Consider the following 17,719-nt stretch of genomic DNA (forward strand, 5'->3'; position numbering starts at 1 on the left):
ATGACCCGTCAACCCGTCAGCCGAGGTTCGATCGGCGTGGGTAGGCGATGCTCGGATCGGTCAGCACGTTGACTACCGACGGCAGGCCGCTGGCGAAGGCGCGCTCCAGCGCGGGCCGCAGCTCGCCGGGCGTCGACACCAGCTCGCCGTGACCGCCCAGGGCGCGCACCACCTCGTCGTAGCGGGTCTCCGGCCGCAGCTCAGTCACCACCGAATAGCCGTAGATCGCTTCCATCGGATGCTTTTCCAGGCCCCAGATTCCGTTGTTGCCGATCACCGAGACGACCGGGACGTTGTGCCGGACCAGGGTGTCCCATTCCATGCCGCTGAAGCCGAAGGCCCCGTCGCCCTGCAGGAGCACGACCTGACGCTCCGGCCGGGCCAGCTTGGCGGCCAGGGCGTAGCCGGGGCCCGACCCGAGGCAGCCGAACGGTCCGCTGTCCAGCCAGCAGCCCGGCTGGTAGCTGTCGAGCACCCGGCCCGCGTAGGACCCGAAGTCGCCCGCATCGATCACCACGATGGCGTCGCGGTCCAGCAGCGGCGCCAGCTCGGCGTACACCCGCATGGGATGCAGCGGGGCTCGCTCGTCGCCGCGCTCCGCGTTCTCCAGCTCGCGGGCCGCCATCTCGGCGTCGCGCAAGCTGTCGATCCAACCGCGATGATCGCCGCCGGGCGAGCCGGCCAGCGCCGAGAGCGTGGCGGTCAGGTCGCCGTAGAGGCCGGCCGCGATGGGACGCGGGTGGCCGCGCTCGGGCTCGATGCGGTCGGCGACGACGAGTTGGGTCTGCTCGCCGAAGACCTTGCCGAAGCCCAGCCGGAAATCCATCGGCACACCGACGATCAGCGCCACGTCCGCTTCGGCCAGCGCCTTGGACCGCGCCCGGGAGAACGCCAACGGGTGGTCGGCGGGCACCACGCCGCGGGCCATCCCGTTCATCAGCACCGGGATCTGCCGCTGCTCGGCAAGGCGCAGCAGCGCGGCCTCGCCGTGGCCCCACCACACGTTGGTGCCGGCCATGATCACCGGCCGCTGCGCCCCGGCCAGCAGGCCGGCCGCTTTGTCCAGCAGGTTGGGGTCGGCGGCCCCGTCCGACGGCAGGTCGGTCAGGGCGCCGGGAGGGCCGTCGTCGTCGGACGTCGAAAACGCGTGGTCCATCGGGATGTCGACGAACCCCACGCCCGACGGCGCGCCGACGGCGGCGCGCAGCGCCGCATCCACCAGCCGTCCGGCGTCCTGCGCGGACTGGGCGGTGGCCGCGAAGCGGGCCAGCGGCGCGACGAACGGGACGTGGTCGATCTCCTGCAGCGACCCCATGCCCCAGCGCCCCGCCGGTGCGCGGCCCCCGAGCACCACCAGCGGCGACTGGTTTTGCTGGGCGGCCGCCATTGCGCTCATCCCGTTCGTGACGCCGGGGCCCGCCGTCAGCGCCGCAACGCCGGGCACTCTGGTGACCTTCGACCACCCCTCGGCGGCGAAGGCCGCCGTCTGCTCGTGCCGGGTGTCGATCAGGCGAATGCCCTCGTCACGGCAGCCGTCGTACACCGAAAACAGGTGGCCGCCCGAGAGCGTGAACAGGGTGTCGACACCGCTGGCCCGCAGGCGACGAGCGACGAGCCGGCCGGCATGAACGGTCTGTTGAGACGGAGCTTCGATGCTCATCTCCGCAGCCTATCGACCGTCCTCGGGTACGTTCGCGGGGAACTATCCATCGTGGGGCTCCGGCGGATGCCTCGCTAATAAGGAGACGTTGACCTTGGGTCCGAAGCCGTTCACGCCGTCCATTGACTGGTCCTCGGCGCTCGTGGACTCGTTGCGCTGGCTCGCCATCGCGTGGGTCGTCGGCGCCATCTGTCTGGTCATCGTGCTTGTCGCGATGCGCTATTTCACGTCCTGGGGGCGGCAGTACTGGCGTATCACGGGCGGGTACTTCGTCGGCCGGTCCAGCATCAAGGTGTGGGCGATGCTCGGCGTGCTGTTGCTGTCGGTGCTGACGGCGGTGCGCCTGACCGTGTTGCTCAGCTACCAGGGCAACGACCTCTATACAGCGGTGCAGAAGGCCTTCCAGGGCACGGCGGCGGATAACCCAGAGGTGAGAAACTCTGGGATACACGGCTTTTGGATGTCGATCGCCATCTTCGTCATCCTGGCCACCATCTACGTTGTGCGTTTCATGGCGGACATCTACCTGACGCAGCGATTCATCATCGCGTGGCGCGTCTGGCTTACCGCCCACCTGACCGACGACTGGCTCGGCGGCCGGGCGTACTACCGAGACCTGTTCATCGACAACACAATTGACAACCCGGATCAGCGTATCCAGCAGGACGTCGACATCTTCACCGCCAATTCCGGTGGGACGCCGAACGCTCCATCCAACGGAACCGGCAGCACTCTGCTGTTCGGGGCCGTCAACGCGGTCGCCTCGGTGATCTCGTTCGCCGCCATCCTGTGGAACCTGTCCGGAAGCCTGACGATCTTCGGCGTCACCTTCCCCCGGGTGATGTTCTGGACCGTCGTGATCTACGTGCTGATCGCGACCGTGGTCGCGATCTGGCTGGGACGCCCGCTGATCTGGTTGAGCTTCAACAACGAGAAGCTCAACGCCGCATTCCGTTACGGGTTGGTGCGGCTGCGTGATGCCGCGGAAGCTGTGGGGTTCTACCGCGGCGAGCGCGTGGAGCGGGCGCAATTGTGGCGCCGCTTCACCCCGATCATCGACAACTACCGCAGGTTCGTCCGACGGAGCATCATCTTCAACGGCTGGAATTGGTCGATGTCGCAGGCCATCGTGCCGCTGCCCTGGGTCATCCAGGCGCCGCGGTTGTTCGCCGGCAAGATCGACTTCGGCGACGTCGGCCAGACGTCGACGGCGTTCGGCAATATCAGCGACTCGCTGTCGTTCTTCCGCAACAACTACGACGCCTTCGCCGCCTTCCGCGCGGCGATCATCCGTCTGCACGGACTCGTCGACGCCAACTCGCGGGGTCGCGCGCTGCCCGCGGTGTTGGTCAAACCGAGCCAGGACAAGGCCGTCGAGCTGGCCGGCATCGAGGTCCGCACGCCGGACGGTGACCCGCTGATCGACTCGCTCGACGTCGAACTCGACAACGGCGAATCGCTGGTGATCACCGGGCGGTCCGGCGCGGGCAAGACGACGCTGCTGCGCAGCCTGGCCGAATTGTGGCCCTACGCCTCGGGAACGCTATGCCGCCCGGACGGCGACAACGCGACGATGTTCCTGTCGCAGCTGCCGTACGTGCCGCTGGGCAACCTGCGTGGCGTGGTGTGCTACCCGAATTCGCCCGACGGCGTCCCCGACGACACCTTGCGCGACACGCTGACCAAGGTCGCGCTCGCCCCGCTCATCGACCGGCTCGACGAGGAATGCGACTGGGCCAAGGTGCTCTCGCCTGGCGAGCAGCAACGCGTCGCGTTCGCCCGCGTCCTGCTCACCAAGCCCAAGGCGGTGTTCCTCGACGAAGCCACCTCGGCGCTCGACGAGGGCCTGGAATTTGCGCTCTACCAACTGTTGCGGAGCGAACTGCCCGACTGCGTCGTGATCAGCGTCAGCCATCGGCGCGCCGTCGAGCAGCACCACCAGCAACAGCTGGAATTGCTGGGCGACGGACAGTGGCGCCTGGGCCCGGTCGAGAAGCGGCCCGCTCAGGTCTAGCGCTGGACGGCCGCGTGCGCTCCGGCGCGGCGGCCGAAGAACGAGCCCTCCCCCAGCTGCGTGCCGCTGGCATAGCCCTTGCCGTCCTGCGCGAGGTTGGCGGCACAGGCGCCGGCCGCGTACAGGCCGGGCACGACGGAGCCGTCTTCGTGTAGCACCTGCCCGTCCACGGAAGTGGCCAACCCGCCGATGGTGAACCCGGCGTACATGGCCTTGCCCAGCGACATGTCGAACGCGCCCCACGGGCCTTTGTCTTGTGCCGCAAGGAATTCCGGCTGCTTGTGAAATTCGGGATCCTCGCCGCGTGCCGCGTGGGTGTTGTAGTTGTCCAGCGTGGTGGCCAGGTTGCCCGCCGGGATCCCCAGCGCCGTTTCCATCTCGGCGACCGATTCCCAGCCGTCGATCAGCGGGACCAGCGGCATGGTCGGGTGTTCCAGGTGCGCCTCGTCGACGATCAGGTAGGCCGCGCTGTCCGGCTGGTCCATGATGAACCCGGAAGTCCGGGAGTGATAGGAGTCTTCGGCCACGAAGCGCTTCCCGAGCTTGTTCACGATGATCCCGGTGAGCAGGATCGACGGCGGGTACGGCGGCGCCGTGATGAAGATCTGATCCATGTGCCGGGTGGCGCCGCCGGCCGACACGCCCATCCGGATGCCCAGGCCGTCGTCGTAGGTATTGCCGAGCACGAACGGCTTCTCGGCGAGCTTCGGCGTGTACTTGGCAACCATGTCGGGGTTCATCACGAATCCCCCGGCGGCAATGATCACCGACTTTGCCTTGATCGCACCGGTTTCGGAGAACTGCTTCCAATTCGCGCCCGTCACCGCGCCCGAATCGTCGACGATCAGCTCGGTGGCGCCGGTCTCGTACCGGATCTGCACGCCGAGGCTGGCGGCCCGCTTCAACAGCAGGTCGATCACCATGCTGGCGCCGCCGGTGTCACCGGGCACGGGAACCTTGTGGCCGCGCGGGGCCGGCACGGCCTTCTCCAGGAACGGCCACACCTTCTCGTTGCCGGTGAACATCAGGCCCTCGGTGTTGGGCTGGATCACGGCTTTGCCCGGGAAGTAGCTGCGCTCGAACTGGAACCCCAGGTCTTCCAGCCAGTTGAAGTGCTCGACGCTGCCGTCGCAGTAGGCGCGGATCTTGTCCAGCTCGGGTTCCCGCGACACCGCGACGAGGTAGGAGTACATCTCGTCGGGAGAGTCCTGGTGCCCGGTGGCCTGCTGGACCGCGGTCCCCCCGCCCAGGTAGAAGTGTCCCCCGGCCATCGACGTCGTTCCGCCCGCCGCGGCGGCCCGCTCGAGGACCAGTACCCGCGCGCCGGCGGTCGCCGCGGTCACCGCCGCGCAGCCGCCGCCGATGCCGAACCCGATCACGAGGACGTCGACCTCGTCCGACCAGGACGTCACCGTGTCCGCGCTGACCGTTGCTGGGATCTCGGTGCTCATTGGCGCCACTCCTCCTCATCGCTGCGCTCTGCATCGTCGCCGGCGCAGCTCACCGTTGCTCCTGTTTGATGTAGTCGTAGAACGCCCGCATTTCGGGCGAGACGTAGGCGATCTCCAGAAACGGCACACTCGCCTGTGGCGCTGCCACGTAAGCGAATTGGATCCCGCCGGGCATCACGCCTTGCTGCACTACCTCGCCGCCATGGTTGGCCACATCGGCCAGGGCCGCCTCAAATTGCTCGGGGCTGTCGGCCTCGGTGCAGATGTGATGCAACCCCGGCTCCGAGCCACGCAGAAATTCACTATAGACGTTCTCCCCACTGACCGGCTGGATCAGCTCGAGTTGCATGTCACCGAGATAGCTCAGCGAGATGCTGGCGACGAAGTCGGCGGGCTTGCCGCGGTAGCTGCAGCTGTCCGGAGCAAAGTGCACCTCGGGGATGCGCACCCACTTGCGGACGCCTAACAGGCCGGTGAGAGCCGTTTCGGTGGCGTCCAGGTCGGTGGTAACCCAGGCGATCTGCGTCGGTGATTGAACGGGGAGCGTCATCGCTTGGCAGGATAGCCCAGTTTGTCGGCGGGCAGAAAGGGTCCGAAACTCTTTGCCGCGAGCGACCGAGCCGCGCCGGAATCGGGCGGGTGAACACGTTCTAATTCCGCGCCCTTGAAGACCGTGGGCCCGACCGTCAGTGCTGGGCCAGCAAGTCCACCAGTAGCCGCAGCTGTGTGTTGAAGACGGCCTCAGGATCGGTCAGCGTGTCGGCGCCGTATTGCCCGAACACCTCGAGGCTGATCGCGCCCATCACCCCGGCCCAGAACAAGAAGCACTTGGCGATGACGGAATCGTCGCCGGGAAAACCGAATTCGTGGCGAATGCGTCCGAAGTCCGACGACATCGGTTGTGGTGCAACGCTATTGGTGAGTCGGATATCGCCGGTGGCAATTCCGGAGGCGATGGCGTCCAGGATCGCCCCGACCACGCGGGTGCCGACGCCGATCGTGCGCTCCGGCGGCGCGTGATATCCGGGCACCGGACTCCCGTACAGCAGGGCCCATTCGGCGGGATGCGCTACGGCCCAACGCCTTGTCGCACGCGCGATGGCGACGACGTCGTCGCTCCATAGGTCGTCGACGGTCTCGCGGGCGCGGTCCACCGTGTCGGCCAGGTCGGAATAGACGTCGACGAGCAGCAGGGTCAGCAGCTCGTCGCGACTCGACACGTACCGATACACCGCCGAGGACACCATGCCGAGGTCGCGGGCGATCGCCCGCAGCGACAACCCGGCGGCGCCGCGGTCGATTAGGTGGCGGCGACCCAGCTGGACGATCCTCGCCTCGATCTGCTCACGCGACTCCTGGCGCTTGCCCACCCGGTCAGTCTGACACAACCGAGATCACTGCTCTTGCATTTAAATGTCGGGTGTGGCACCCTGGCCGAACATGAGAGCACCGCTCTCGAAACCCCTCGGGGTCAGCTCGGCCGAAAGGACGTCCGATGTCCACCCGCTACGAAGAACCCAACCGCATCGCCCAGGCCGGCAACGCGGTCATCCGCTGGCTCGCTGAGCTCGGCGTCAGCATCGCCGGCACCCAGGCGCTACACGTGCGCGGCCGCAAGACCGGAAAGTCCCGCGCGGTGGTGATCAACCTGCTGACCGTCGACGGTGTGGATTACGTGGTCTCGCCGCGGGGCAATACCCAGTGGGCGCGCAACGTCAGGGCCGCGGGCACTGTCGAGATCGGCTCGCGCTGGCGCCGGCGGCCCGCCGCGATCACCGAGGTCGGCGACGCCGCAAAACCGGAGCTGCTGCGGCGCTACCTGGCGCGGTGGTACTGGCAGGTCAAGGGTTATGTCGCCGGGTTGACGCCGGAGTCCAGCGAGGAGCAGCTGCTGGCGGCAGCGCCGTCGATTCCGGTGTTCGCGCTGGCAACCCGGGCCTAGACCGGCCTCAGCGGTGAGCCTGCGGCCGCCAACCGGCCGAGGCGCCGAGGTCCTGGCGGACCTGCTGCGAGGTGGTCTGCCACGACACCGCCGCCGGAAGGTCGCCCCAGACGCTGTTGAAGATGCCGACGATCTGTCCGCCCGCCGTGGTGTACACGGGCCCGCCGGAGTCGCCGGGGTGGCTCTGGACGCCGTGGGACATGGTGAACCAGCCGTTGTTGACGCTTTCCACGGTTCCGCACGTTTCGCCGGTGACGATGCCGAAGTGGCAGACGCCTTCGCCGGGGTGCGGCACGGCGCCGTTGGACACCAGCGGCCGCCCGCTGGGCAGGATGTCGTTCGCCGGGACGTTGCCGTCCAGCACGATCGCCTCGTAGTCGGTGACGACCTGGTCGGTGGTTACCGTCGTCCCGCTGGGCGTGTCATCTCGGAAGGTCGCCAGGTGGCCGATGACGTTGCGGTTCTTGTCGGTGACGACGGTGTTCGAGCCGCTGCGGCAGTGCCCGGCGGTGTAGGCGATCTTCTGGGCAGGGTCGACGTAGCCCAGCGTGCACATGCGGTTTTCCTGGAGAATCTCCATGCCTGGATACACCATGACCGGGTCCGCGTGGGCCTTGCCTGCGGGCAGGCCGGGGATGAAAGCCAACACGGCAACCGATGCGGCGAATGTGCGCAGTGCCAGGCGTTGCAGCATGGACGGACTCCGTTCCGTCGAGGTCAGCGCGATCGCCAACCACAAAATGAGACTACGTCGTTACGGTTTCGACATCGAGCTATTCGCGCTGACCGCCGGAAACGTTACGGCGAGGTGGCGAGCCCGGGCGCGCTGCTGACCTGGCCGGCCGTCCGGGGCTCCCACCCCGGGGGGCCGAAGACGTAGCCGAGCCGATCGCGCAGCCGGCTCGCCGACCGCCAGTCGCGCGCGATCGCGACGTATTCGCGAATCTGCAGGTTCCAGATGTTGAAGGTGTCGACCTGCTTGGTGAGGCCGTAGTGCGGGCGGAACTCCTCGGCCTGGAAGCTGCCGAACAGCCGGTCCCAGACGATGAAGATGCCGCCGTAGTTCTTGTCCAGGTACAGCTGGTCCATCCCGTGGTGCACCCGGTGATGCGACGGGGTGTTGAGGACGAACTCGAACGGGCGCGGCAGCTTGCCGACCCGCTCGGTGTGCACCCAGAACTGGTAGATCAGGTTCAGCGACCAGCTGAAGAAGATCATCCAGGGCGGAATGCCCAAGAGCGGCAACGGAATCCACAGCAGGACCTCGCCGCTGTTGTTCCACTTCTGGCGCAGCGCGGTGGCGAAGTTGAAGTATTGGCTGGAGTGGTGGGCCTGGTGCGTGGCCCAGATCAGCCGAACCCGGTGGGCGATGCGGTGGTAGGCGTAATACAGCAGGTCGACGCCCAGGATGGCGATCGCCCACGTGTACCACCGGGTCGCCGACAGATGCCACGGCGCCACATACGCGTAGAGCGCGGCATAGCCGAGCAGGGCCAGCGTCTTCCAGGCGGCCGTGGTGGCGACCGAGACCAGCCCCATCGAGATGCTCGTCAGCGAGTCGCGGGTCAGATACGCGCCGGAGCCGGGCCGCGCGCTCTCGGCGGCGGCCTCCAGGCGTTCCAGCTTGCGCGCCGCGGTCCACTCGAGGGTCAGCAGCAACAAGAAGAACGGAATCGCGAACAGCACCGGGTCCCGCATCTGCGGGGGCAACCCGAACCAGAACCCGGTGACAGCACTCACACGGATAGATTACGACGGGCGGCCGCCGACGCCGGCCCCGATCGATGAGGTGTTTGAGCGCGTGAGGACTGTGCTGGTAATCGGCTCCGGATTTGCGGGCCTATGGGCGGCCCTGGGCGCCGCCCGGCGCCTCGACGAACTCGGAGTCCCGGCGGGCGCCGTCGAGGTCACCGTGCTCAGCGCCCGGCCGTTCCACGACATCCGGGTGCGCAACTACGAGGCCGACCTGAGCGCCTGCCGCATCCCGCTGGCCGACGTCCTCGACCCGGCCGGCGTCGCGCACGTCACCGCGGACGTGACGGCGATCGACCCCGACGCCCGCGTGGTCACCACGAAGGACGGCGCGACGTACGACTATGACCGGCTGGTGCTGGCGTCGGGCAGCCAGGTCGTCAAACCCGCCATCGGCGGCCTGGCCGAATTCGGCTTCGACGTCGACACCTACGACGGCGCCGCCGCACTGGATCGGCACCTGCGGGGGCTCGCGGACGATCAGGCGGCGACGGTTGTCGTGGTGGGTGCCGGGCCGACCGGCATCGAGACGGCCTGCGAGCTGCCGAATCGGCTGCGCGCGTTGTCCTCTCGACGGGCGCGGGTGGTTCTCGTCGACCACGGCGGCGTCGGTTCCGACATGGGCGACTCGGCGCTTCCGGTGATACAGAAAGCGTTGTCGGACAATGGCATTGAGGTGCTGACCGGGGTGATCGTCAGGGCCGTCGGCGCAGACTGGGTGAAATTGTCGTCGGGCGAGCGACTGCGCGCCGACGCCGTGGTGTGGTGCGCCGGGATGCGGGCCAGCCCCTTGACCGAGCAGCTGCCGGTGTCGCGTGATCCGTCGGGCCGGGTACCCGTCGACGATTATCTGCGGGTCGTCGGGATTTCGTCGATCTTCGCCGCCGGCGACGTGGCGGCCGCCCGCATGGACGACGACCACCTGTCGGTGATGTCGTGCCAGCACGGTCGGCCGATGGGCCGCTACGCCGGCTACAACGTCATCAGCGACCTGTTCGGCGAGCCGATGCTGGCTCTTCGAATCCCTTGGTATGTCACGGTTCTCGACCTCGGGCCGGCGGGTGCGGTGTACACCGAAGGCTGGGACCGGGTGGTGGTTTCCCAGGGCGCGGCGGCCAAGGCCACCAAGCAGGCCATCAACACCCGGCGGATCTACCCGCCCCTGAGCCGGGACCGTGCCGAGTTGCTGGCCGCGGCCGCACCGGAGCTGCAGGCCCGCCCGTAGCGGGCGATGAATCAGCCCGTCTGGGCCTGGTCCCCCGCGTACCACTGCACCGCGTGCACCCCGGGCTGCAGTGATATCGCCGCCACCAGCCTTTCCAGCCGGTCCGGCGTATTGGACTCCACCAGCAGGTGCACGGTCAGCGTGGTCTCGTCGGTTCCGGTGGGTGCGGTGTGGATGCCGCGCAGCGCCATGCCGCTACTGTCGCCGACGTACTGCACGACCTGGGCCCGGGCATGCTTCTCGGACTTCGTGCGGCACACCACCTGGACGACGTAAGGCTGCAGGCCTTCGTCGTCCGCGCCGGAGTCGTCGCGGTCGATCACCCGGCCCAGCGGGCGCCCCACCAGATGGATGAAGATCACGGCGGCCGTGGCGATCAGCGTGAAGACCAGGTGCCCGGACGCCGCCAGCACGCCGACCGCCGCAGAGCACCAGAGGGTCGCGGCGGTGTTGAGGCCGCGGACGTTGACGCCCTCGCGCAGGATGACGCCACCGCCGAGGAACCCGATGCCGGAGACCACATAGGAGGCGACCCTGGTGGGGCTGCTGTCCTCGGTGGCAACGGCGTAGAGCACGAATAGGGTTGCGCCCGCTGCCACCAACGCGTTGGTGCGCAAGCCGGCCGTGCGTGCCCGCCACTGCCGCTCGAATCCGATCAGCGACCCGCACCCCACTCCGACGGCAAGCCGGAGCGCGAAATCGGCAACGCTCAACGTCTGCATGCCGTCACACTCCTTCCCCCTGAACGCATTGCTGCTCGGTGGGCAGCCAACCACGCGCAGGTGAACAGCAGATGGACGCCAAGCGCGGCCGGTCAGGCCCGCGAAAGTTGGTGCGGCAGCCAGGTCTACCGTGCGGGCGGTGATTGGCTGCCGGAGAGTTGTTGCGGGCAGTAGTACTTGGCCGAGATCGCGATGAACAACGTCGCGTGATCAGTGGTCAAACCGGGATTGTTCTTCTGTAGCTCCTGGACCATTTCCGGGCCGGCCTTTCCGTCGCGCATCCACCCGCATACGGCCTTGCCGAATGTAATGGCCTGAGCGGAGCCGGAGTAGGTGATGCCGGCGCTGCGCACGGTGGCCAGAAATCCGGCGTCATCGTTGACGTCGCCGGGATCGGCCAACGCCGGCGCAGCGAAGATCAGCGCGCAGCACACGCCAACCAACGCTTGCAGTGGGCTCACGAATCCTCATTCGCCATGCACTCGACTTTTCACCGATCACAGTGTGGGGCAACCGAGCGCCTTTGTCAGGCCTTCGAAAGCTGGTGGGGGCAGTAGAACCTCGCGGAGAGCAAGGCGAAGTTCGAGGCCATCTCCATATCCATGCCGGGATTGTGGGCCTTCACGTCGGAGACCAGCTCCAGGCCGGCCTCGCCATTGTTCAAGCACGAGCACACCGCCCGGCCGGCCCCGATGGCCGCCCCCGGGTTGGCGAAGTTGAAACCGGCTTGGTGCAGGGCGGCCAGGAACCCGCCGTCGTCACCATCTGGTTCCGGCGGCGGGACGGCGGATGCCGGGGCGGCGAAGCCAATCATCGCCGAAACCCCGAGGAGCGCTAGGACCGTTCTCATAATTCACCATTCCTTCATTGCGAGCCGGTTTCCACTGTTGGTGGGGCGTTCAAAAGGCCACTGCTGCAAGGGGTTTCGTTGCCCTGGTCCGGCACTGAATCACTTCACATTGCCGACTAGCCCGATTGAGCCTCCGACGGCAGCACCGAGTTCTTGCCCTTCTTCAGGTGCACCGCGTGGATGCCGGGCTTCTTGGCGAGCTGCTCTAACAGCGCGTCGAGGCCTTCTTGGTCGACGTCGTGGTGCTGCACGCTTTCGGGCTTCTCCGAGATCTGCGCCACCAGCCGCTTGAGATGCTCCGGAGATTGCTTGTCTTTGAGTTCTTTGAGCGGGGTCAGACGGCCGCGAACTCCGGCCTTCACGACGGTCGGGCCGCCGGCGCCGAGGGCGCTGCCCAGCATCCCCGCCATCGCGGCCGAGCTGAACAGGCCGCCCTCGCCCAGGGCGGCCGCCGGCACGGCATCCGGCCCGGCGGCCGACAGGGCCGCGGCCACCGTGCGGATAGCCGGGGTGGCCGTCGCCCAACTCGGCGGGATGGACAGCTTTCCGACCAATGTGCCTGCGTTGCCCATGCCGCCCGTGACTGCGTCGTACAGCGTGCCGCGGCCGAAGCCCAGCGCCCCGAGCCCAGCTCCAAGCGCGTCCTTCGGGAGCGCTGAGTACGCCACCGGCGGCGCGAACTTGAGCCACTGCGACAGCGGGAAGTTAATCAGCAGCCCAATGTCGTTGAACTGTGTGGTCAGACCGAGCGGAACCTTGACCGCGTTGTACATGGCTGTGTAGAAGGCCGCCCCGTTCGAGCCGAAAAGGGTGTTCAGGGAGTTCGCCCAAAGGGTTTGGTACGCCGTGGCGAGCCCGGCGAGGGAGCCAAGCGGGCCGGGGGCCGGGGTGATGCTCGGAATTATTGAACTCAGGGTCGACCCGACATTGCCCGCCGAGGTGTTTGCCGCACTGAATGTCGCGGCTGACTGCGTCAACCCGGCCGAATCACTGGTGGTTTGAGGCGGGTCATTGAACGCAGTCAAGTTGTTCGAGGCCATTGCGCTCGACGCGAAGTAGGTGTCCATCGCCTCGGCGTCCTGGGCCCAGAACTCGCTGTATTGGGCCTCGGTGGCCGCAATCTCGGAGGTGTTCTGCCCGAAAATGTTGGTAGCCAGCAGCTGCCCCAGGTAGCTGCGGTTGGCCGCAATGATCGGCGGCGGCACGGTCGCGGCGAACGCGGTCTGATACGCGCCGGCCGCCTCGGTGGCCTGGCTCGCGGCTTCGTGGGCCTGGACGGCGGTTTGTTGCATCCAGGCCACAAAGGGCGCGACGGCGGCCGCCATGGCAACCGAGGACGGGCCCGTCCACGGCCCGCCGGTCAGGCTCGAGATCGCCGACGAGTACGACGACGCTGCGGACTGCAATTCAGTGGCCAGATCGTCCCAGGCCGCCGCGGCGGCCAGCATCGACTCCGACCCCGGTCCGGTGTACATCCGGCCCGAATTGAACTCCGGTGGGAACGCTCCATAAAACATCTCAAAGCCCCTTACCTGGTGGCCTGCGCGGGAGTGGTCCGTGGTGTGCTGCGGTTAGTCGTCGCGGCGGCGGTCGCGTTCATCGGAGTCATGCCTCGAGAGCCGGTATCACGATGATCGTGGCCGCCGCGGGGTTGGCCTCGGCGACCAAGCCGCCCAGCGAGCCGGCCCCCGCGACACCGCCACCCGAACGGACCGCGGTGGCGGCGACGGCGCGCCCGGCGAGGCTCGACAGGGCCATCTGGCTCATCACACCGTCTTCGCCCGCGAGCGCGGCCTCCGGCGCGGCCGCCAGGTTGGCGGGTAGTACCTGGGCAAGCGTTTTGATTTCCGGGGCGGCTTGGGTCCAGCCTTGCGGCACAGACATGCTCCCGACCAACGGTGCTTTGCCCATCGACGCCGATGCTGGCGCCGTCGCAGAACTCAGCATGGGATGCACGCCGCCGGCGCCACTGGTCAGCGGTGCCAGCGCGCCCGAGATGGCTTTCGGCCCGGCCAGATAGGCTGCCGCTCCCTGGCCGTTCTGGCCCCAGGCATAGGCCTGACCGAACGACAGGAACGGGCCGCCCGGGATGCTGCTCCACGACTGTGGTGAGTACACCCCCGTGATGGCCGACCAGATGGTGTTCCAGTTCGTGAGGATCTGCGGGGTCGCCGGCGCGGTGATTCCCGTGGAACCCGTCGTGCTCGACAACGCGGTCGTCTGCGCCAGCGGCTGCATCGTCGCGCTTAGCTGAGACACTTTCAGCGCGGAATTCATGCCGGACACCGTGTTGGATTGGGCCACCGCGTCCGATTGCATTGCCGCGCCGGAGTCGTTGGTGGTTTTCGGCGCCGCGTTGAACGGCGTGAACTGTGCGGCCGCGGCCGAGGAACCGGCGTAGGCGTACATCGCGGCGGCGTCCTGCGCCCACATCTCTGCGTAGTGGGCCTCGGTTGTCGCGATCGCGGGGGTGTTCTGACCCAGGATGTTGGTGGCGATCAGAGTCGCGAGCAAAGACCGATTGGCCGCGACGACAGGCGGCGGAACGGTCGCCGCGAAAGCCGCCTCGTAGGCGCCGGCGGCGAGCTTGGCCTGGGTAGCGGCGTGCTCGGCCTGAGTGCCGGTCGCGCTCATCCAAGACACATAGGGCGCGGCCGCCGCGGCCAACGCGAGCGAGGATGGACCCGCCCATGGGCCCGCGGTCAGGCCCTGGATCGTTGAGCCGTAGGAAGACGCGGTTGACATCAACTCGCCCGCCAACTCGTCCCACGCCGCCGCTGCCGCCAGCAGCGGCCCCGATCCGGCTCCGATATACATCCGTCCGGAGTTGACCTCCGGCGGTAAGGCCCCGAAATCAAACATCCAGCACCTCCGTTCCCCTGGATTGGCCGCTACGGGAGGCACGCGTCAGTGTCCTGGCCCGCGAAAGCGCGACATTTCTAATGGAATGCATTGAGTCCGATTGGATCCGATGCATTTGACGAGAGTTCCGTATTTAGTAATGGCAAGAATGTGTCCAGGGTCACTTCCGGCCTCTGCTCCATGCTTCGGTGCGGGAGCGTAATCCTCAGCATGATCAGAATGTGTGCACGCGGCGTTCCCTCTGTGTAATAACGAGGTGAACAGGCCATACCGCCGGCGTCATCGCCGCGTGAGATCCGGTAGGCATAGTAAACGCGCAGAATTAGCAAAGATGCACTTCAAGGAAGCATGAACTCGGTCCAGAGAATGGTCCGCAAACTAGGCAGGCAAATGATTCGCCTTTTTGGACCCGAGTGCCTCGTTTGATCGGCCGGGGTATTCAGGTTATTTAACTGCAGCAGCACGCTTAATCAATTGGCTGCGCATCCTCAGGCTGAATAACCGAGATTAGAATTGGATTGCGCTCACTCCAAAGTTGCGGTGCACGAAGGGTCGCCAACCCGGTCATACTGTACATACGTCTATCTATTGCGCGATTGCTGTGGTCAACAGGTGCCGATAGCCGGTCGCTTGTACCGCTAGATTCACACCCTTTGGCGGCTCCGGACGTTGCTGTCCGCGATTCGAACATCGGCACGTGGATAATTCCCAGTTCGTTATTCGGGTCCCGTTGCCATTCGGTTCCCGTGATCAACCCGGTCCCCACCTGCGGACCGCAACCGCCGTTCTCCCGCAGGGCCGGGCTCGGGCCGCCTGGCGAGGCAGTCGGGGCGCAGTTCGGGGCATCGCGGTGGTCGACGTCGGGCAGCTGTCGGCTAATAGACATACCTTGCTCTCCTGAATTCCATTTAGCGTAAAGATGTCAGCTGGCCGGATGCTTATTGGTTTCTGAAGGTTTGCTGTGTGTGGCCGCACCGGCCATTTGTGCAGGTGGGAGGCGATACGCCACACACTCCATAGCGCACATTGTTGCCGCAACGTTTCGGAATTCTCATTCCGAAAGGTGGGTTCGCGTTATGTGGCGAGTGGTCGTGCTGCCTACGAGAGCCTTGGCTAGCTGGTGCTCGGGTTCGTGTCACCGCTGTCGACAGCTGCTCGGGAAAGTAAGAGCTGGCGGCCGCCGCGCTGAACGCGGGATTGAACTCTCTGACATCTCTGATGATGTCGAGCTACGAGGTCCCCGAGTTGGCCACATCGCACATATTCTGACCCGCCGCAAGCGAAGATGTTGGTAGACAACAGGTTTGTCACCAGCGTGCGGTTGGCCGCGACGACCGTCGGCGACACTGTCATGGCGTACGCGGCCTCGAAGGCCGTCGCGGCCGCGTTGGCCTGAGTGCCGTTCTGCTCGGCTTGGACGCCAAGCGCGGCCGGTCAGGCCCGCGAAAGTTGGTGCGGGCAGTAGAACTTCGCGGAGATCAGGGCGAAATTGGACGCCTGCTCCATGTCCATGCCGGGATTGTGGGCTTTCACGTCGGACACCAACTCCAGGCCGGACTCGCCGCCGTTCAGCAGCGAGCACACCGCCCGGCCGGCGCCCACCGCCGCGTCCGGGCTGGCGAAGTTGAAGCCGGCTTGGCGCAGGGCGGCCAGGAAGCCGGCGTCGTCACCGTTGGGTTCTGGCGGCGGACCGCCGTATGCCGGTGCGGCGAAGCCGATCAGCGCGGTGGCCCCCAGGAGCGCTAGGACCGTTCTCATAACTCACCATTCTCCCACTGCGAGCCGATTTCATTGCTTGTTTTCTTCAGCGCACTGAATTGTCCTGCAGCTCAACCTGATTAGGCGTCCGACGGCAGGACCGACTTCTTGCCCTTCTTTAGGTGCACCGCGTGGATGCCCGGCTTCTTGGCGAGCTGCTCGAGCAGCGCGTCGAGTCCCTCTTGGTCGACGTTGTGGTGCTGCACGCTCTCTGGCTTCTCCGATATCTGTGCGACCAGCCGCTTGAGCTGCTCGGGCGAGTGCTTGTCCTTGAGGTCCTTGAGCGGGGTCAGGCGGCCGCGAACCCCGGCCTTGACCACGGTCGGGCCGCCGGCACCGAGCGCGCTGCCCAGCATCCCCGCCATGCCCAGCGAGCTGAACAAACCGCCTTCGCCGAGCGCGGCCGCAGGCACGGCGTCCGGCCCGGCGGCCGACAGGGCCGCGGCCACCATCCGGATCGCCGGCGTGGTCGTGGCCCAGGTCGGCGGGATCGAGAGCTTGCCAACAAGGGTGCCGGCGTTGTTCATGCCCCCGGTCACCGCACCGTAGAGCGTGCCCCGTCCGAACCCGAGGGCCCCGAGCCCCGCCCCCAGCGCGTCTTTCGGCAGCGCGGCGACCGCTACCGGCGGGGCAAACTTCAGCCACTGCGACAGCGGGAAGTTCACCAACAGCCCGACGTCGTTGAACTGCGTGGTGAGGCCGAGCGGCACCTTGACGGCGTTGAACAGCGCGGTGTAGAAACCTGCGCCGTTTGTCCCGAAGAGATTGTTCAGGACGCCGTCCCAGAACTGGTTGTAAGCCTGCGCGAGCTGCGCGAGCCCCGACAGGGGCCCGGTGGGCGTGGCCGTTGCGTTGTTCGCGAACGACGACATCAGGTTTCCGGCATTCGTGACCGAATCTAGCTGCGGCGCTTGGTCGTTGGTGGTCTGGGGCGGGTCGTCAAACGAGGTCAAGGCGTTCGAGGCGGTGGCCGACGAGGCGAAGTAGGTGTCCATCGCTTCGGCGTCCTGGGCCCAGAATTCGCCGTATTGGGCCTCGGTGGTGGCGATCGCGGAGGTGTTCTGCCCGAAGATGTTGGTGGCCACCAACATCGACAGCAGACTGCGATTGGCTGCGATCAGCGGCGGCGGCACGGTCGCGCCGAACGCGGTCTGATAGGCGCCGGCCGCCTCGGTGGCCAGGCCCGCGGCTTCGTGCGCCTGGGCTGCGGTCCGCTGCATCCAAGCCAGATACGGGGCGACGGCGCCCGCCATGGCGAGCGAGGACGGACCCGTCCACGGCCCGGTGGTCAGACTCGAGATCACCGACGCGTAGGCCGATGCGGCGGACTGCAACTCGGTGGCCAGTTCGTCCCAGGCGACCGCGGCGGCCAGCAGCGACTCCGCGCCGGGCCCGGTGTACATCCGGCCCGAGTTGAACTCTGGTGGAAAGGCTCCGTAGAACATGTCAGTTCCCCTTCGCGCTGAGGTGCGTCCGGGTGGCT

Annotated in this window: 16 protein-coding genes and 1 pseudogene; 3 read left to right on the forward strand and 14 right to left on the reverse strand. The window is 66.9% G+C overall.

What is annotated here, in order from left to right:
* Nucleotides 1-16: 16 nt before the first annotated feature.
* Nucleotides 17-1,660 carry an acetolactate synthase gene (locus MRAB57_RS22815; protein WP_108637982.1) on the reverse strand — a complete coding sequence of 548 codons (1,644 nt, stop codon included), beginning with the start codon at nucleotides 1,658-1,660 and terminating at the stop codon, nucleotides 17-19.
* A 94-nt stretch (nucleotides 1,661-1,754) separates the two neighbouring features.
* Here MRAB57_RS22815 and bacA point away from each other — a divergent pair, with 94 nt between their 5' ends.
* A complete protein-coding gene (gene bacA / locus MRAB57_RS22820; protein WP_077089358.1) occupies nucleotides 1,755-3,674 on the forward strand; it encodes a vitamin B12 ABC transporter pemease/ATP-binding protein BacA in 1,920 nt (639 codons plus the stop codon).
* On the opposite strand, the gene MRAB57_RS22825 is transcribed toward bacA, so the two are convergent.
* The 3 genes from MRAB57_RS22825 to MRAB57_RS22835 all read right to left on the reverse strand — a co-directional run bounded on the left by MRAB57_RS22825 (nucleotide 3,671) and on the right by MRAB57_RS22835 (nucleotide 6,495).
* A complete protein-coding gene (locus MRAB57_RS22825) occupies nucleotides 3,671-5,125 on the reverse strand; it encodes an FAD-binding protein (protein WP_077089359.1) in 1,455 nt (484 codons plus the stop codon). The genes bacA and MRAB57_RS22825 overlap by 4 nt on opposite strands.
* Nucleotides 5,126-5,174: 49 nt before the next feature.
* Nucleotides 5,175-5,675, reverse strand: coding sequence for a VOC family protein (locus tag MRAB57_RS22830; RefSeq protein WP_077089360.1), 501 nt, complete (start codon nucleotides 5,673-5,675; stop codon nucleotides 5,175-5,177).
* A 136-nt stretch (nucleotides 5,676-5,811) separates the two neighbouring features.
* Nucleotides 5,812-6,495 carry a TetR/AcrR family transcriptional regulator gene (locus MRAB57_RS22835; protein WP_216823754.1) on the reverse strand — a complete coding sequence of 228 codons (684 nt, stop codon included), beginning with the start codon at nucleotides 6,493-6,495 and terminating at the stop codon, nucleotides 5,812-5,814.
* 125 nt (nucleotides 6,496-6,620) lie between these two features.
* Here MRAB57_RS22835 and MRAB57_RS22840 point away from each other — a divergent pair, with 125 nt between their 5' ends.
* The gene (locus MRAB57_RS22840) at nucleotides 6,621-7,067 is read left to right on the forward strand and encodes a nitroreductase family deazaflavin-dependent oxidoreductase (protein ID WP_077089362.1); all 447 of its coding nucleotides are present in this window, start codon (nucleotides 6,621-6,623) and stop codon (nucleotides 7,065-7,067) included.
* 7 nt (nucleotides 7,068-7,074) lie between these two features.
* Here MRAB57_RS22840 and MRAB57_RS22845 read toward each other — a convergent pair whose 3' ends face one another.
* The gene (locus MRAB57_RS22845) at nucleotides 7,075-7,761 is read right to left on the reverse strand and encodes an Rv1815 family serine proteinase (RefSeq protein WP_077090787.1); all 687 of its coding nucleotides are present in this window, start codon (nucleotides 7,759-7,761) and stop codon (nucleotides 7,075-7,077) included.
* A 104-nt stretch (nucleotides 7,762-7,865) separates the two neighbouring features.
* Complete coding sequence (locus tag MRAB57_RS22850; RefSeq protein ID WP_077089363.1) at nucleotides 7,866-8,807, reverse strand: sterol desaturase family protein; 942 nt, start codon at nucleotides 8,805-8,807, stop codon at nucleotides 7,866-7,868.
* Nucleotides 8,808-8,868: 61 nt separating this feature from the next.
* Between MRAB57_RS22850 and MRAB57_RS22855 the strand changes: the two genes are divergently transcribed.
* Nucleotides 8,869-10,044, forward strand: a complete 1,176-nt coding sequence (locus MRAB57_RS22855) for an NAD(P)/FAD-dependent oxidoreductase (RefSeq protein WP_108638128.1) — start codon at nucleotides 8,869-8,871, stop codon at nucleotides 10,042-10,044.
* Nucleotides 10,045-10,055: 11 nt separating this feature from the next.
* On the opposite strand, the gene MRAB57_RS22860 is transcribed toward MRAB57_RS22855, so the two are convergent.
* The 8 genes and pseudogenes from MRAB57_RS22860 to MRAB57_RS22895 form a co-directional block, all read right to left on the reverse strand.
* Nucleotides 10,056-10,766: an MgtC/SapB family protein gene (locus MRAB57_RS22860; RefSeq protein WP_077089365.1), complete on the reverse strand. Its 711-nt coding sequence runs from the start codon at nucleotides 10,764-10,766 to the stop codon at nucleotides 10,056-10,058.
* A 125-nt stretch (nucleotides 10,767-10,891) separates the two neighbouring features.
* Complete coding sequence (locus MRAB57_RS22865; RefSeq protein ID WP_108637983.1) at nucleotides 10,892-11,227, reverse strand: DUF732 domain-containing protein; 336 nt, start codon at nucleotides 11,225-11,227, stop codon at nucleotides 10,892-10,894.
* Between the two features lie 65 nt (nucleotides 11,228-11,292).
* Complete coding sequence (locus tag MRAB57_RS22870; protein ID WP_083743506.1) at nucleotides 11,293-11,619, reverse strand: DUF732 domain-containing protein; 327 nt, start codon at nucleotides 11,617-11,619, stop codon at nucleotides 11,293-11,295.
* 113 nt (nucleotides 11,620-11,732) lie between these two features.
* Nucleotides 11,733-13,133, reverse strand: a complete 1,401-nt coding sequence (locus MRAB57_RS22875) for a PPE family protein (RefSeq protein WP_077089367.1) — start codon at nucleotides 13,131-13,133, stop codon at nucleotides 11,733-11,735.
* 88 nt (nucleotides 13,134-13,221) lie between these two features.
* The gene (locus tag MRAB57_RS22880; RefSeq protein WP_077089368.1) at nucleotides 13,222-14,478 is read right to left on the reverse strand and encodes a PPE family protein; all 1,257 of its coding nucleotides are present in this window, start codon (nucleotides 14,476-14,478) and stop codon (nucleotides 13,222-13,224) included.
* 1,113 nt (nucleotides 14,479-15,591) lie between these two features.
* A pseudogene (locus tag MRAB57_RS29450) lies at nucleotides 15,592-15,891 on the reverse strand (PPE domain-containing protein); the annotation flags it as partial.
* 21 nt (nucleotides 15,892-15,912) lie between these two features.
* Nucleotides 15,913-16,236 (reverse strand): DUF732 domain-containing protein, encoded by a 324-nt coding sequence (locus MRAB57_RS22890; RefSeq protein WP_077089370.1) that lies wholly within the window; start codon nucleotides 16,234-16,236, stop codon nucleotides 15,913-15,915.
* An 80-nt stretch (nucleotides 16,237-16,316) separates the two neighbouring features.
* The gene (locus tag MRAB57_RS22895) at nucleotides 16,317-17,681 is read right to left on the reverse strand and encodes a PPE family protein (RefSeq protein ID WP_077089371.1); all 1,365 of its coding nucleotides are present in this window, start codon (nucleotides 17,679-17,681) and stop codon (nucleotides 16,317-16,319) included.
* Nucleotides 17,682-17,719: the final 38 nt, after the last annotated feature.

This window comes from Mycobacterium rhizamassiliense, assembly GCF_900157375.1.
GTDB lineage: Bacteria > Actinomycetota > Actinomycetes > Mycobacteriales > Mycobacteriaceae > Mycobacterium > Mycobacterium rhizamassiliense.